Origin of the sequence: Sphingobacterium yanglingense, from assembly GCF_004363245.1 — a bacterium.
Classification (GTDB): Bacteria; Bacteroidota; Bacteroidia; order Sphingobacteriales; family Sphingobacteriaceae; genus Sphingobacterium; species Sphingobacterium yanglingense.
This window is the reverse complement of the sequence record NZ_SNYV01000016.1, coordinates 89,821-105,711: the sequence shown is the minus strand read 5'-3', so window position 1 is coordinate 105,711 and position 15,891 is coordinate 89,821. Positions and strand designations below refer to the sequence as shown.

The window sequence follows — 15,891 nt, the reverse complement described above, 5'->3', positions numbered from 1 at the left end:
CACTTCCAATTAATGTTTAGCGATAGACAATATGTTTTGACGAATTATAATTATGTATCAACCAAACTACTGCAAATGTACAATTTATATGCTAGTAATCGAGGTTTTTCGAAAAACCTAATGATTAAATGCGTACTTAGAATGAAACTAGCGGCTTTTTTTATAATGATGCTGTTTGTTCATGTAAACGCTTCGACTTATGGACAAAAAATCTCTTTAAATTTTTCAAATGCTCCCCTACAGCATGTTTTTAATGCTATTCAAAAACAATCAGGGGTAGATTTCTTATACAATAGTTCTTTAGTTGATGTTAAGCTTAGGGTTTCGGTTAACGAGAGGAATAAGGATTTGGCTTCAGTTTTGAAGTCGGTGCTAGAAGTACCGAAATTAGATTACGAGATTGATGAAAATATTGTTCTAATTAAACCGAAGAAGTATGATAGTGGTAGCATATCTGGTGTAATAGATGAGAAGAGGACGCTGCAGACAAAGGAAATTAGCGGTGTCGTGACAGACTCCGAAGGAAAGCCTTTAACAGGTGTTACGATTTCTGTCGTGGGTACTTCTCAAGGGACTGCTTCAAAAAATGATGGCTCATACACTATACAGGTGAACGGTTCGCAGAAGAAGCTTTCTTTTTCTACAGTAGGGTATCTTACCCAAGAAGTGGAGATTAATGGGAGGGCGATAATTAATGTTGTTTTAGAGGCCGGTATAGGTGATTTAGATGAGGTTGTTGTAGTAGGGTATTCCACTCAGCGTGTACGTTATCTTTCCAGTGCTATAGCGACATTGAATGAAGAAAAATTGAAGGATATAACTTCAAACGATCTAGCATCTATGTTGCAAGGCAAGGCTCCTGGTGTTGTTATTTCCTCTGCATCCGGTGATCCAACAGGTAAGCCGAGCATATTGATAAGAGGGGCTGGAACGATTACTGCGAGCACAGCACCATTAACTGTTGTTGATGGAAACATTGGAGGGAATTATAATGTTGCAGATGTAGAGTCAGTAACTATTTTACGGGACGTCGCGGCTACTGGTTTATACGGGTCGCGTGCTGCAAATGGAGTTATCCTTGTTAATACTAAAAAGGGGAAGCCTGGCAAAACGGAGATTGAACTGAAGAATTCGTTTGGATTTACAAACCCAACTATGGGAAAGTTTAAATTAATGAATTCACAACAACTTTATGATTATCAGACTAAGTTTTATAATCGTGCTCCTTCTGTCTTGGACAATGATACTGACTGGTGGGGACTGGCATTTGGTAACGGGCACGTCAATAGTCATAATCTATCTGCCTCGGGTGGAGGAGAAAAGGTACAGTTTTATACTTCTGGCGTTTTTTTTCGTGAAACGGGCACTTTGAAGAGTACCGGACTCACAGGTTACAATTTTAGAAATAATATCAACGCAAAGCTTTCCGAACGTCTGACCGCAGGGGTTTATATTAATGGTAGTGTCGGAAAATACGATTATGAACACAGCAACACCATTTATGATGCTTATACTAACCTCCCTTTTGATCCAGCATTCGATTCGACAGGCAGTCCAGTAGACGGTCGTTTCGAGACTGTTTGGTATGGAAGAGAACGGGAGAATTTTTTACATTCTTTACAGTATAACTACAACAATGGCAAGGATATGTCCTATAGCGGCGACTTGATTTTGGATTATAAGCTGAGCAATAAAGTTATGCTTTCGACTTATAATAGAGCACAGCACTATAATGGTAAAACTGCGCGTTATTTTGATCGGCGTACGAAGCAAGGGGGAGCTAATGAAGGGGAACTCTACAATGGAACCTCAAGTTCTGAGCGTTATCTGACATCTAATCGGGTTCGTTATACGGATAATTTTGACGCGCATAATTTAGTCGTCTTGGGAGTTGCGGAAGCAGAAACCACAATTTCGGATTGGTCTGAGACTTCTGGTAAAGGTCTGCCACCAGGCAGGGATGTAATGTCAGTAGCGACGAATGTTTTATTAAGTCCAAGTGGATCTAAGGAACAGGTTTCTTTTCGTAAGTACTTGATGCAGGCTGACTATAACTACGACAACAAATACTTTTTAGTCGGGTCTTTTGTAAATGAGTTCTCGTCTAAATTTGGGAAGAATAATTCTACTGCGAATTTCTATCAGTTTGGAGCTTCGTGGAATATAACCAATGAAGATTTTTTGAAAGGAAATTCTACGCTGACCTATGCAAAGTTAAGAGGTAGTTATGGTACCGTGGGTAACGCAGATGGTATTTCTAATTTCGCTGCTCTTGGATTGTACAGCATAACACAGGAAGCTAGTTATTCGGGATTGCCAGGAGCTGCGCCATATCAAAAAGGTAATCCGAATCTTAGCTGGGAAAAGATAAAATCCGCCAATTTGGGTGTTGATTTCACATTATGGAATAGATTGCAGGTTAGTGTTGATGTTTATGATAAAAAGGCTAGTGAGTTATTATATAGAAAACCCTTGGCAGCAACTACAGGATACAGCTATGTATGGGTAAATGCGGGGTCGGTACAGAATCGTGGGCTTGAGTTTAATATTACTTCTCAGAATATTGTTAGCGATAAATTCAATTGGGAAACTAATTTCAATATGTCATTCAATAGGAATAAGGTACTGGAGTTGAGTGATGGGGCTAGCGTGTTTAACCAAGGGGCGAGACAGCCAATTGCGGTCGGACACGATATGGATGAATTTAATCTCCCTATCTGGGTGGGGGTCGATCCCCAAAATGGAGATCCATTATGGGAAAGGGTAGAAAAAAATGCCAACGGCTTATCTACTATTACTACGACCAATGTTTACAGCGAAGCGGCGACATCTGATTCGCGCCAGTTTACTGGGAAATCTGCTGCACCGAAGTTCTCTGGCGGAATGAACAATACGCTACGTTATGGAGACTTTACTTTATCAGCTTTTTTCAATTTCGTATCTGGCAACTATGTATATAACGACACGCGTGTTTATTTTGATAGTGATGGTTTGTACGAAGCTTTTAACTCTATGGTACCTAGGGCTAATTGGACACGTTGGGTAAAGGAAGGTGATAACGCTACACATCCTAAAGCCGTGGTAGGTGGAAACAAGGAGTCTAGTCAGACTTCCTCACGTTTTCTTGAGGATGGTAGTTATATCCGGTTACGAAATGTAAAGCTAGGATATACAATACCACAAACTGCATTAAAAAGGACAGGGATAAGTAAAGTGCACCTTTTTGTTAGTGGAGATAATTTATGGACAATAACTAATTTCTCAGGACCCGACCCTGAGGTTTCGCTGACACAGGTTGAGCAGGCTTCTGGACGATCGAGCTTTAAATATCCGATTTCGAAGCGTTTCGTTTTTGGTTTGAATTTGACATTTTAATATAACATAAGAAAATGAAGAAATCGATTATATATATAACCAGTCTTGTTGTTTTAGTTTCTTTTTTTCAACAGTCTTGTGAAAAATACCATCAACCATCTGAGTTTATAGAAGAGGAATCGGCTTTGGCAAACGCCGCGGATGTAGAAACTGCTACAATAGGTACATATGCTGTTTTGAAAAATGCGGCTTACGTACGTAGCGGACATTTTCTAATGGAATATCCTGGCGATGCAGTCGCTCAAGGGCAAGCATCTGGTGATGACTTGACGAGAGCCTACCGTTACACTCATATTAATACTTCGGATCATAGTACCAATTTCTGGGCGCAGAGTTATAAAGTTGTGGCCGCTGCCAATAAAGTAATTGGTTATGTGCCAGATGATGCTTCTCCAAGCTTATTACAGTTGAAGGGAGAGAATTTATTTTTAAGGGCATTAATGCACTTTAACTTGGTTCGCATCTTTGGTAGGCCATATACGCAAGGACAAGGAGCCAATCTAGGCGTGCCTATCTTGCGAGATGACTTGACTGACGAAGAGATAGACGTAATTGTACGGAGCTCAGTTAAAGATGTGTATAGTTTCATCATCTCTGATCTATTGAAGGCTGCAGATCTGATGAGCGAAAATAAGAGTAATTCCTTTGCTTCTAAAGAGGTGGCGTATGCTTTATTAGCTCGTGTCTATCTGTATATGGAAGATAATATTAATGCTATAAAGTATGCTACTTTAGTTCTTAATTCTCCCCGATATACACTATTACAAGGTTCTGATTATGCGGCTTATTTCCGTATGGTACCTGAGAATAATAGAGAAACAATATTCGGTATACGACATACGAAAGTGGAAGACCGTGGAATGAGTTCAATAGGGTCTATGTACAATAGTGCAGACGCTTCAGGCAAACCGGTTGGACAAGGAGTGACGGGCTGGGCCGAAATTTATGCCTCCGTCAAATATTATGATTTATTAAATAAGTACCCGCATGATTTACGGAATTCTTTTGTTGTACCCTATACCGTCGGTGGTGTCTTGCAATATAATCAGAAGCTGACTCCCGTTGTGCCGATGTATTATGTTAACAAGTATTCTTTTCAAGAGGATGTGGTGAATCTAAGCTCTCCAGTATATATTCGTTTGGCAGAACTCTATTTAATAAGGGCGGAGGCGAATGCAAAGCAGGGAAATGTAGACGAGTCTTTGGCTGATGTTAATAAGTTGCGGGAAAGGGCCGGATTAAAGGGAGCGGAGCTCTATACGAAGCAAAAGATAACTCAAGATAACAAAGATATTCTGGATGTTGTTTTAGAAGAACGTTTTTTAGAACTCGCTTTTGAAGGGCATCGTGCTTATGATTTGTTCCGTAATAATAGGTCGTTAATCCGTGACTATCCTGGGACCCATTCCTTGTCCAATACGCCCACAACAAATGTGCATCAGGAAATCAAGCCTACCGATAAAAGAGTTGTTTTCTTTGTGCCGCAGGCTGAAATCAATCGCAATACGAAGTTAGAACAAAATCCATAAACTTCTCCCTAGATGGGAGGTTAAGGTAGTAGACATTAATAAGTAGAATTTCTAAACAAAAATTATGATGAGTTTTTCAAGAAGGAAGTTTTTAAAAACAGCGGGAATGACAGCTGCAGCAGGTCTTGTATTGGGTGATTATGTGGTGGCTTCTACACCTGCATGGCGTTTAAATTCAAAAACGTTAAAAATTGGTTTGATAGGATGTGGAGGGCGAGGTACAGCTGCGGCGATGGAAGCGCTTAATGCTGATCCTAATGTTATACTTTATGCCATGGCTGATGCTTTTTCAGACCATTTGAGCGATTCCTATAATAATCTGAAGAAAGCTTTTGGTGATAAGGTCCAAGTTGCCGATACGCACAAGTACGTTGGACTTGATGCCTATCAGAAGCTTTTAGCACAGGATGTTGATGTCGTATTATTGGCGGCTCCCCCTGGCTTCCGTCCCGCACATTTAGAGGCTTCTGTATCTGCTGGAAAGCATATCTTTTGTGAAAAGCCCTTTGCTGTAGATGCACCAGGTTTGCGTCGGGCAATGGCAGCTTCGGATACAGCTAAGGCAAAAAATCTATCTCTGGTTTCAGGCTTTTGTTGGCGCTATCATAAACCCAAGAGAGAAACGTTTAATAGGGTATTGGAAGGGCAGATTGGAAAGGTATTAACGGCAGAGAGTTCTTATAATACAGGGGAGCTTTGGTATAAAGAGCGACAGCCGAAATGGTCGGACTTTGAATATCAGTTACGTAATTGGCTTTATTATAGTTGGTTGGCTGGGGATCATATAATCGAGCAGGCAATACATAGTCTAGATATGATGCAATGGGCATTGGGTGATGAATTGCCGGTATCAGCGATAGCGAGTGGTGGTCGGCAGAAACGGACTGATGTAAAGTTTGGAAATGTTTTTGATCATTTTTCTGTAATATATGATTATCAGGGGGGAAGAAAGAGTTTTTTCTCTTGCAGACAACAAAACGGAACGGAGCCTTCGTATGCTGTAGAGTTAGTTGGTGATCAAGGCCGTTGTATAGTGGACTGTAGGACAGGTGCACATACTATTACCGGCAACAATCCATGGAGCTATGCCGATGATACCAAATTTACAAATGAGGACGCTTATAAGGAAAGCAGTTCTAGAAGTATGTATCAGCAGGAGCATGATGAGCTGTTTGCTGGTATTCGTAGCAATAAGCCAAAACATGATGGGGCTTGGATGTTTAAATCTAATCTAGTTGCTTTGGCAGGACGAATGGCCGGATATACAGGACAGCGAGTCCTTATCACGGAAGCATTAGCCTCTAATCAGGTACTGTTTCCTGCAGAAGTGTCCTGGGATTTGAAATATAGTTTGCCAGTTTCTGTACCTGGTATTGATATTAAGTTCTAAGGACATGGATAGAAAGGATTTTATAAGATCATCGTCTTTACTGATCGGGGGAGCAATTGTCAACTCATCTGTTGGTGCTACACCTTTTTCATTAGGGACATTATCTAACAATCGCTTGAAGAAGGGCGTGAGTTATTATATGATTAAAGAAGAGTTGTCTCTATTGGATAAATTTAAGTTGGTTAAAGATCTTGGATTTGATGGCGTAGAAATTAATAGCCCTGATAATTTCGATTTTAAGGAATTAATTAATGCTAGAGATAAAACCGGGATTGAAATTCCCAGTACTGTTAACAAAGATCATTGGGCAAAGTCACTGTCTGATACTAATCCTTCAGTGCGACAGTTTACAATTGACTCCGTAGCGAAATCATTGCAGGAGACTAAAGAATTGGGTGGTGATACAGTTTTGGTAGTTCCTGGCGTCGTTAATGATAAAGTGTCCTATAAACAAGCTTATGATAATGCATTAGATTCCATACGTAAGCTGATTCCGTATGTAGAGAAAACTGGTGTTAAAATAGGGATAGAGAATGTTTGGAATAATTTTATTCTTAGTCCTCTAGAAGCTAAAACATTTTTAGATACTATTGACCACCCCCTCATTGGGTGGTACTTTGATATCGGTAACGTACTGCGTTATGGATGGCCTGAGCACTGGATTGAAGTGCTAGGACAGCGTATAGTTAAGCTTCATGCAAAAGAGTTTAGTAGGGAGAAGATGAACAACGAAGGTCTGGGCAAAGGGTTTAATGTAGAGTTGTTAGCCGGAGATATTGATTGGAAATTGGTAATGAAGATGGTTCGGGATGTCGGATATAAGGGGGGATGGATTACAAGCGAACTTGGTGGAGGGGATAAAGGCTATTTGGAAAAAGTGGCAGACCAAATGAACAAGATTGTGAGTCTCTATTAAATAGATGGTAACCCAAAAGAGCTGTCAGAATGACAGCTCTTTTTTTTATAACATAATGACTTTTTCAATTGATGATACTTTTTTATAGTATGCGATCACGCCATCGGCACTATTTACAAAGGTTTCAACGGTGAGGGAGTTGTATTTTCCCGTTTTTGAATCCTTTATCTGGATCTTTGTGCTTGGGTGTTCAAAAATAGCCTCTATAGCCTGTTTATTGTCTGCTGTAGCGGGTACAATGAACTTAAATGTATACAATGTAGGAAATTGTTCTACATCCATTAATTTCTCTCTAAAACTTGCATAGAAGTCAACACCGTCATTTTGGTTGATATCCTGAATGCTAATGTTTCCTAAATCTTTCATGTAATAATTCCTTTCTTTGGAAAGTTAATTGCAATATCTGTGCCTTTGTTATTTTGACAGTTGTTAGCCATATGTTATATGCCGTAGGCTATATGACTATAGCCTACGGCATACTGCTTAAAGCCTGCTGCCTAAGGCCGATTGCTTAAAGCTTGTCCAAATTTTTTGTTGGGTTTTGCTCCCATTTCAAATTCTAATTCACCACCAGCCATAATCATATCGTGGGTGATGTAGCTTTTGTCATAGGTTTTGCCGTTCCACATCGCCCGTTGGATGTAGATATTGTCTTTACTTTGATTTTTTGCCACAATCTTGAATGTTTTACCATTACCCAATGCTATTTTCGCAGACTTCATGAGCGGAGATCCGAATACATATTTGCCGTCCATAGGGTTGGCAGGATAGATACCCATCGATGAAAACACATACCAGGCGCTCATTTGTCCTGCGTCATCATTTCCGCATAAACCATTTGGCTGATCGGTGTAATATTTAGTCATCGCTTTATGGACTAGGGCTGCTCCTTTCCACTGTTGGCCAGCATAGGCATATAGATAAGGAACGTGATGGTTGGGTTCATTGCCCTGTGCGTATTGGCCGACCATACCTGAGATGTCTGGAGAGGCATCGTCCAGTACCTCGGGAAGTTGAATGAACTCATCGAGTTTGTTTACGAATTGTTGTTCGCCACCGAATAACTGCATCAGTCCATTCACATCGTGAGGCACAAGCCAGGTATATTGCCAAGCATTGCCTTCACAGTAATCGTTTTCTCTATGTTTGGCCATAAGCGGGTCGAATGGACGTCTGAAATTACCATTCGCATGACGGCCCACAAAGTGTCCCACTTCCTTGTCGAAGTATTTTTCATACAGCTTATAACGCTGCTCAAAATACCTTGCGTCTTCATCCTTGTTAAGGTATTTGGCCATTTTATAGGCTCCAAAATCGGCAATAGCATACTCTAATGCCCAAGCAACGGATTCGTGATCCATACTGTCAATAGGGATATAGCTGAGATCACGTACGAATCGAAGACCATTTTCATATCCCATCGCTGTGGTTTTTACCGCTTCAAAAGCGAGCTCCTGGTCTGCTGGGTCAATAAAGCCTTTCAATAGGGCATCGGCAATCACAGGGATGGCAGGGAGTCCTACCATAGTGTTGGTTTCATTACCCCAAAGATGCCATACAGGTAGCTTGCCCTGCTGTTGGTATATCTTGAGCATGGTCTTGATGTAGTCTTTGTTCTTTTTGTCCTCCAAGAGTGTCATTAAGGGGTGTAGCCCTCGGTAAGTGTCCCAAAGTGAAAATAGTGTGTAGTTTTCAAAGTTTTCTTGGCGATGCACCTGTTTGTCGGTACCCATATAGTCACCGTTGGCATCGTTGAAAATCGTTGGTGCAAAATAGGAGTGATATAATGCGGTGTAGAAGATCGTTTTTGATCTTGGGTCTGCCTCATAGTCGATTTTCCCTAGCGTCTCATTCCATTTTCTAGTTGCATTGGATTTAGCCTGATCGAAGCTCCAACCGGGTATTTCACGTTGTATATTGTCTAAAGCATTTTCAACACTTACTGGAGATAGCCCGACCTTCAGTTCTACAGGTTTTCCTGCGTCGATGTCGATAATGGCTTTGATGTGTGCGCCTTTGGCTACGAGGTATTCATTTACCTTCTTGTTGCCATTGTAAAACTGGGTGTTTTTTAAGGAGGTAGACGACTTGATGGCAAAATAAACCTTCTGGTCATCCGCCCAACCTTTAGAAAACCGATATCCCACCAAGGTGTATTCGTCTACTAGTTTAAGGTAGGTGTCTGTCGCTTTGTCCCAGTTCATCTGAAATCCGAGATCGATTAACAGGTGTGGTGTGTTTTTGTTTTGAAAAGTATAACGATGGTAACCCACACGCTCTGAACTCGTCATTTCAGCGAGTATACCGTAGTCTTCCAGTAATACCTTGTAATAACCTGGGCGCACTGTTTCATTGGCTTTGCTTATCGTGGAGCCATAGCCTTGATCCATCTTCCCGAAGGGAGCAGGAGACAGGTGGTGTTTGCCTGTGGCCGGTAATATCAATAGGTCGTTGAGGTCACCGATTCCTGTGCCGCTGAGGTGTGTATGGGTGAAGCCTAAAATATCTTCGCTCTTGTAATTGTAACCACTGCACCAGTCCCAGCCATTGAATTTGTCCCAGGTTTGGGCGATCTGGCTTGGCCCGAGTTGCACAGCGCCAGAAGGTACATTGGCGCCTACAAAAACATGCCCATGTTCCGCAGAGCCGATGTGCGGATCTACATATTGTGTGTAATCTACTTGTTGCGCATTACTGGTTCCAAGACCTAATAGAATAAAGGCTGCGGAAAAGTAAGCTTTAGAGGTTTTGGTTATCATAAGCTTAGTGTCTGATATCGTTATTGTTCTGTGAAGATAAAACCTTTTAGCAAATATTCGAATATTTCCGTGCTAAAATTTTGTAATATTTTAGTAGTTTAGGCGGATGAAGAAGCGACTTTCTATCTCTGATATTGCAAATAATTTAGGCATTTCTGTTACTACAGTGTCTTTTATATTAAATGATAAGGCCAAGGAAAAGCGTATAAGCGAGGCGATGACGAAAAAGGTGCTGGATTATGTTGATAAGGTCGGTTATAAGCCTAACCAACTGGCAAAGAGCTTGCGTACCGGAAAATCTAAGACATTAGGCTTATTGGTCGAGGATATTTCAAATTCTTTCTTTGCGAACATTGCAGATCAGATTGAAAAGTTTGCTTACGATTTCGGATACCATATCGTCTATTGTAGTATGAATAACGATGTGAACCGGGCGAAAGAGCTAATACAGCTTTTTTATGATAGACAGATCGATGGTTTCATCATTGCGCCTACCGAAGGATTAACGGAAGTGATTCAGAAGTTGTTAAAAAACAACGTGCCTGTCGTATTGTTTGATCGTCATCTGGAGGATTTAGAAACTAATTTTGTGATCTCTGAAAATCATAGAGGAGCTTATGCTGGCACCTGCTTGCTTTTGAATGAAAAGAAATCTACGCGAGTGGGGTTGGTTACTATTGATTCTAGTCAATTGCAGATGCGGGGGCGAATGGATGGTTATAGAGAGGCTGTAGAGTTGTTGGACAAAGAGGTCTTGATAACGCAGATCGTCCGTGCTCAGCCTGAGGACGAAACCATCTTGCAGATCAGAGATTTTATTCAGGAGAATCGCTTGGATGGTGTATTGTTCGCTACCAATTACTTGGCAATCTCGGGATTGAAGGCTATCAAGCGCTATAATCTGCCTCTTGAAAAGCTGGTTTCTTTTGATGAGAACGCACTTTTTTCTTTAGTAGATCCTGCTGTGAGCGCAATATCACAGAATCTTCAAGAAATCGCACGGCAGGTAGTTCATATCTTGATTGATGAAATCAATGGCAAGAGTAAGGGATTGGTACAGGTGGTCGTGCCCTGTGAGGTCATTGTTCGCTAATTTGTTCTTTTACGGATTCTTCTTCGTATATCCATTGGTTGTTTTGTTTACCATCCCTCTAGTTGTGGGCTCCCGTTTGCAAAGACCTTGCTGTCATGCTTGTTGAAAAAAACACAAAGTAAATGGCTTTAGGTGGAAGTGGTTTTTGAGCGCAGATACTAATATACAGGTTTAGTTTTTACCAGTAAATGATTTTCCACATTCTAAATCGTTCGTCTTGTCACTTTTTTAAAATGGGAAGCTCAAACGAAAAATCCCAATGCACATAAGTTTGTTTTAAATAGCGTGAGCATACATTTATTAAAGCAATCGAATCTATTTAGAATGGTTTTAAATTGACAATTTGCGTCATTAAATTGTCAGGGATTGTTTATAAAGTCATACTTTTGTGCATTGTTTGGTAGGACTGTGTACTCCAGCAATAGAGTAAAGTAATTTTTATATTCATAAATAAATAGTATAAAGTGCTAAATATGAGAAATATCTCATCCGTATTGGGAAGACTTGCGAAGTCAATATCGATCAGTTTGGTATTGTTATTTGCCGTTACAACGACATCAAACGCGCAGGATGCAAAAGAAGGGGCTGCGTTATTTAAGGCAAACTGTAGTTCGTGTCACAAGATTGACAAGAAATTTACTGGTCCAGCTTTGTCTGGTATGTCCGAACGTCATGATGAAGAGTGGTTAGTTAAGTGGATTAAAAACTCAGGAGCAATGATTGCTTCGGGAGATCCAATGGCTAAGCAGATCTTTGAAGAGTACAATAAAGTGGCGATGCCTGCTTTTACACAGTTTTCAGACGATCAGATCAAAGGTATCATTGCTTTCGTAAAAGAAGAAGAGACTCGTTTGGCTGCAGGACCTGCTGAAGGTGGTGCGACAGGCGGTGCTGCTGCGACTGATGATGCTAATAATTTTATGATTATTGGTATGGCGGCTATCTTCTTGTTGGCGATAGGCGTAATCGTAATCTTGAGTCGTGTTACTAAAACATTAGAAAAAGTTATTGCTAATAATCAGGTAGCGGTAGAAGCTGCTCGTGCACGTAATGAATCGGTAGAGGAGACGGGTAAAGTTAAGTTTGCTCAGAAGTTCTTGAAAAACAAGAAGCTTGTCGGTTTTGCTGCATTGATGGTTGTTGGTCTGTTGGCTGTTTTAGGATGGCAGACGATGTGGAATGTTGGTGTACACCAAGGTTATAAGCCAGTGCAACCAATCAAATTCTCTCACCAAATACACGCTGGTGTTAATCAGATTGAATGTCAGTACTGTCACGGTGGTGCATTTAAATCTAAGAATGCGTCTATTCCATCTGCGAATGTGTGTATGAACTGTCACAATACGATTACTGCGTCTGATCACTATAATGGTGAAACTTCACCGGAGATCTTGAAATTGTACCGTGCTGTTGACTGGAATCCAGATACACGTACATATGGTGATAATCCGCGTCCTATCGAGTGGGTTAGAATTCATAACCTACCGGATTTTGCTTACTTCAACCACTCGCAACACGTTTCTGTTGCTGGTATTGAATGTCAGACATGTCACGGTCCTATCGAGACGATGGAAGAAGTGTATCAGTATTCGCCATTGACAATGAAATGGTGTGTGGACTGTCACAAAACGACAGAGGTGAATGCCGATAATAAATACTACGATCAGTTGATCGAGGCACATGAGAAATTGAAGAAGGGTGAGAAGATGACTGCAGCAATGATTGGTGGTCTTGAGTGTGGTAAGTGTCACTATTAATAATTAAATCGAAAAACGCAATCTTATATACAGCTTAAATGGATAGCAATAAAAAATATTGGAAGGGTTTAGAAGAATTGAATCAAACGCCTGCTTTTGTTGAAAACAACAAAGGGGAGTTTGCTGAGCCTATTCCTGTAGAAGATGTATTAAATGAAGCAGGTTTAAGTACAAGAACTCCACGTCGTGATTTCTTGAAAGCTTTAGGGTTTGGTTTGGGCGCTGTTACATTGGCAGCATGTAACCGTACACCGGTTCACAAGGCTGTTCCTTATGTAATCAAGCCAGAGGAGATTACTCCAGGTATTCCAAACTATTATGCTTCGTCTTTTAATGGACAGAGTATTTTGGTTAGAACACGTGAGGGACGTCCTATTTCTGTAGAGGCAAATCCAAATGGTGTTGGTTTGAATCAAGGTACTGACGCTAATACAGTGGCTTCTGTTCTTGATTTGTACGATATGTCCAAATTGCAGAACCCACAGATTGGTGGTAAAGATGTAGAATGGTCTAAGTTAGATGCTACGGTAATCGCAGCGTTAACAAAAGCAGCAGCAGCAGGTAAGCAGATCACAATTGTCTCTAATACGGTGAATTCACCTTCGACATTGGCATCTATCGCTAAATTGTCTGCAAAATACCCTACTGCTAATCATATTCAAGTAGATGCAATATCGTATAGCGGTATTGTTGAAGCAAACAAAAACAATTTTGGCAAAGCTGTAATTCCTAGTTACAATTTCGGTAATGCACAGATTGTTGTTTCAGTTGCAGCTGATTTCTTAGGATCTTGGTTAGCAGGTGAAGAGCATACACAAGATTATATCAAAAACCGTGACTACAAATCGTTGAAAAACGGTAAGATGTCACGTCATATCCAATTCGAATCTGGTCTTTCGATGACAGGTTCAAATGCTGACGTTCGTATCGCTATCAAGCCTTCGGAAGAAGGTGCTGTATTGATCTCATTATACAATGAAATCACAGGACAGTCTGTTGCTGGTGGTACTACCAATGCGAAAGCACAAACGGCTATCAAGTTGGCCGCAAAAGAATTGGTTGCTGCAAAAGGTAAATCTATTGTTGTTGCAGGGGCGAACGATGTGAATGTTCAGTCGTTAGTTAATGCAATTAATACGCAATTGGGCGCTTACGGTACTATTATCGATCTAGATAATTACTCGAAGCAACACCAAGGTTCGGATGCCGCATTCCAACAGTTCTTGACAGCTGCAAAAGCTGGACAGGTTGGCGTTGCATTCTTCTTAAACAGCAACCCAGTTTACGATTACTTTAAAGCAGAGGATGTTAAAGCCGCTATTGCGAAAATAGACTTTACATTGTCATTTGCTGATCGTGCAGAGGAGACAGCTTCTACATTGAATGCTATCGCACCGGTTCCTACTTATTTGGAATCATGGGGTGATGCCTCTTCAAAAGAAGGTTTATATACTGTTGTACAACCGACTATCAACCCGGTATTCAATACAAGACAAGCTGAACAAAGTTTGTTGGTTTGGGCTGGCGAGACAACAAGTATCTACGATTTCGTGAAACAAACTTGGGATGCTACTATTTTAGCAGGAACAGGTAAGTCATGGAAAGATGTACTACAAGTTGGATATATCTATAAAGGAACAAACCAAGGATCGGCTTATTCTGCTAATGTAGACGTGAATGCAGTATCTTCTGCAATCGTTGCCGATGCTAAGAAAGTTGCTGGTGAGGTTGAGTTGAAATTGTACGAGTCTACAGTGATGCGTGATGGCCGTTATGCAAACAATGCTTATTTGCAGGAATTGCCTGATCCGGTTTCTAAAGTTACTTGGGACAACTATGCAGCCCTTAACCCTAAATTTGCGGAGCAATTAGGTTTGGGAGAGAATGGTAAAGTAAAAGTTGAAGCTAACGGTTACAGCCTTGAACTTCCAGTGGTATTGCAACCAGGACAAGCAATGGGTACGGTTTCTGTCGCTTTAGGATACGGTCGTACACATGTTGGTAAAGCAGGTAATAATGTAGGTCACAACGCTTATCCTTTCGCTACATTGGTGAATGGTACAGTACAGTTAGCTGCTAAAGCTACAGTAACTAAGGCTTCTGGTACTTACGAATTGGCGCAAACACAGACACACCATACTATCGAGGGACGTAATATTATTCGTGAGACTACTTTTGCGAAGTATTTGAAAGATCCTAATTCGGAGTCTGGACGTTTCTCTGATACGCACAAAACATACGATTTGTGGAACAAGTTTGAGCAACCAGGTCACAAATGGGTTATGGCTATCGACTTGAACGCTTGTACAGGTTGTGGTTCGTGTATCGTAGCGTGTAATGTGGAGAATAACATCCCTGTTGTAGGACGTGATGAGGTTCGTCGTCGTCGTGAGATGCACTGGTTACGTATCGACCGTTACTACACAATCGAAGATAACGGTACTAAATACACTAAAGAAAAAGAAATTGCACATATCGATGACTTTGAAAACGTAACGGTTGTTCATCAGCCTATGTTGTGTCAGCACTGTGAGCACGCTCCATGTGAAACGGTATGTCCGGTATTGGCAACAGTACACTCTTCGGAGGGTCTTAACCATATGGCTTACAACCGTTGTTTCGGTACACGTTACTGTGCGAACAACTGTCCATATAAAGTACGTCGTTTCAACTGGTTCAACTACTGGAATGATTCCCGTTTTGACAACTACTTGAACAATGAGTTCACTCAGTTGGTGTTGAACCCAGATGTTACTACACGTTCTCGTGGGGTAATGGAAAAATGTTCGATGTGTATCCAACGTATTCAGGCAGGTAAATTGCAGGCTAAGATGGAGAATCGTAAATTGAAAGATGGTGACGTTAAAATGGCTTGTCAAGCGGCATGTTCTGCAAACGCAATTATCTTTGGTGATGCTAACGATCCTGAATCTGAAGTATCAAAAGCATTACGCAACGAGCGTGTGTATTACGTATTAGAAGAAATCAATGTTCAGCCGAACATCGGTTACATGACTAAAGTAAGAAACACATTTGAAGCATAATTTTATTCTATATCTGAAATAAAAAAAC

At 40.9% G+C, this 15,891-nt stretch carries 9 protein-coding genes; 7 read left to right on the top strand and 2 right to left on the bottom strand.

Annotation, left to right across the window (positions count from 1 at the left end; all coding sequences use genetic code 11):
- Positions 1–141 precede the first annotated feature (141 nt).
- The 4 genes from CLV99_RS16590 to CLV99_RS16575 all read left to right on the top strand — a co-directional run bounded on the left by CLV99_RS16590 (position 142) and on the right by CLV99_RS16575 (position 7,210).
- Complete coding sequence (locus CLV99_RS16590) at positions 142–3,375, top strand: SusC/RagA family TonB-linked outer membrane protein (protein ID WP_162850144.1); 3,234 nt, start codon at positions 142–144, stop codon at positions 3,373–3,375.
- A gap of 14 nt (positions 3,376–3,389) precedes the next feature.
- Positions 3,390–4,904 (top strand): RagB/SusD family nutrient uptake outer membrane protein, encoded by a 1,515-nt coding sequence (locus tag CLV99_RS16585; RefSeq protein ID WP_133585640.1) that lies wholly within the window; start codon positions 3,390–3,392, stop codon positions 4,902–4,904.
- A 64-nt stretch (positions 4,905–4,968) separates the two neighbouring features.
- On the top strand, positions 4,969–6,294 hold the full coding sequence (locus tag CLV99_RS16580) for a Gfo/Idh/MocA family protein (protein ID WP_211348559.1): 1,326 nt from the start codon (positions 4,969–4,971) through the stop codon (positions 6,292–6,294).
- A 4-nt stretch (positions 6,295–6,298) separates the two neighbouring features.
- Complete coding sequence (locus tag CLV99_RS16575; RefSeq protein ID WP_133585639.1) at positions 6,299–7,210, top strand: sugar phosphate isomerase/epimerase family protein; 912 nt, start codon at positions 6,299–6,301, stop codon at positions 7,208–7,210.
- Between the two features lie 45 nt (positions 7,211–7,255).
- On the opposite strand, the gene CLV99_RS16570 is transcribed toward CLV99_RS16575, so the two are convergent.
- Complete coding sequence (locus CLV99_RS16570; RefSeq protein ID WP_133585638.1) at positions 7,256–7,576, bottom strand: DUF493 domain-containing protein; 321 nt, start codon at positions 7,574–7,576, stop codon at positions 7,256–7,258.
- 131 nt (positions 7,577–7,707) lie between these two features.
- On the bottom strand, positions 7,708–9,969 hold the full coding sequence (locus CLV99_RS16565) for a GH92 family glycosyl hydrolase (protein ID WP_133585637.1): 2,262 nt from the start codon (positions 9,967–9,969) through the stop codon (positions 7,708–7,710).
- A gap of 106 nt (positions 9,970–10,075) precedes the next feature.
- On the opposite strand from CLV99_RS16565, the gene CLV99_RS16560 reads away from it, so the two are divergent.
- The 3 genes from CLV99_RS16560 (at position 10,076) to CLV99_RS16550 (ending at position 15,863) form a co-directional block, all read left to right on the top strand.
- Positions 10,076–11,062 (top strand): LacI family DNA-binding transcriptional regulator, encoded by a 987-nt coding sequence (locus CLV99_RS16560; RefSeq protein ID WP_133585636.1) that lies wholly within the window; start codon positions 10,076–10,078, stop codon positions 11,060–11,062.
- Between the two features lie 473 nt (positions 11,063–11,535).
- On the top strand, positions 11,536–12,819 hold the full coding sequence (locus tag CLV99_RS16555; RefSeq protein ID WP_133585635.1) for a cytochrome c3 family protein: 1,284 nt from the start codon (positions 11,536–11,538) through the stop codon (positions 12,817–12,819).
- 38 nt (positions 12,820–12,857) lie between these two features.
- Positions 12,858–15,863 carry a TAT-variant-translocated molybdopterin oxidoreductase gene (locus CLV99_RS16550; RefSeq protein WP_133585634.1) on the top strand — a complete coding sequence of 1,002 codons (3,006 nt, stop codon included), beginning with the start codon at positions 12,858–12,860 and terminating at the stop codon, positions 15,861–15,863.
- The last annotated feature ends 28 nt before the right edge of the window (positions 15,864–15,891 follow it).

Bases quoted from the DNA above. Each gene is read 5' to 3' on its own strand.
- CLV99_RS16565 (WP_133585637.1), bottom strand. From the start codon at position 9,969: ATGATAACCAAAACCTCTAAAGCTTACTTTTCCGCAGCCTTTATTCTA.
- CLV99_RS16585 (WP_133585640.1), top strand. From the start codon at position 3,390: ATGAAGAAATCGATTATATATATAACCAGTCTTGTTGTTTTAGTTTCT.
- CLV99_RS16580 (WP_211348559.1), top strand. From the start codon at position 4,969: ATGATGAGTTTTTCAAGAAGGAAGTTTTTAAAAACAGCGGGAATGACA.
- CLV99_RS16575 (WP_133585639.1), top strand. From the start codon at position 6,299: ATGGATAGAAAGGATTTTATAAGATCATCGTCTTTACTGATCGGGGGA.
- CLV99_RS16590 (WP_162850144.1), top strand. From the start codon at position 142: ATGAAACTAGCGGCTTTTTTTATAATGATGCTGTTTGTTCATGTAAAC.
- CLV99_RS16550 (WP_133585634.1), top strand. From the start codon at position 12,858: ATGGATAGCAATAAAAAATATTGGAAGGGTTTAGAAGAATTGAATCAA.
- CLV99_RS16555 (WP_133585635.1), top strand. From the start codon at position 11,536: ATGAGAAATATCTCATCCGTATTGGGAAGACTTGCGAAGTCAATATCG.
- CLV99_RS16560 (WP_133585636.1), top strand. From the start codon at position 10,076: ATGAAGAAGCGACTTTCTATCTCTGATATTGCAAATAATTTAGGCATT.
- CLV99_RS16570 (WP_133585638.1), bottom strand. From the start codon at position 7,576: ATGAAAGATTTAGGAAACATTAGCATTCAGGATATCAACCAAAATGAC.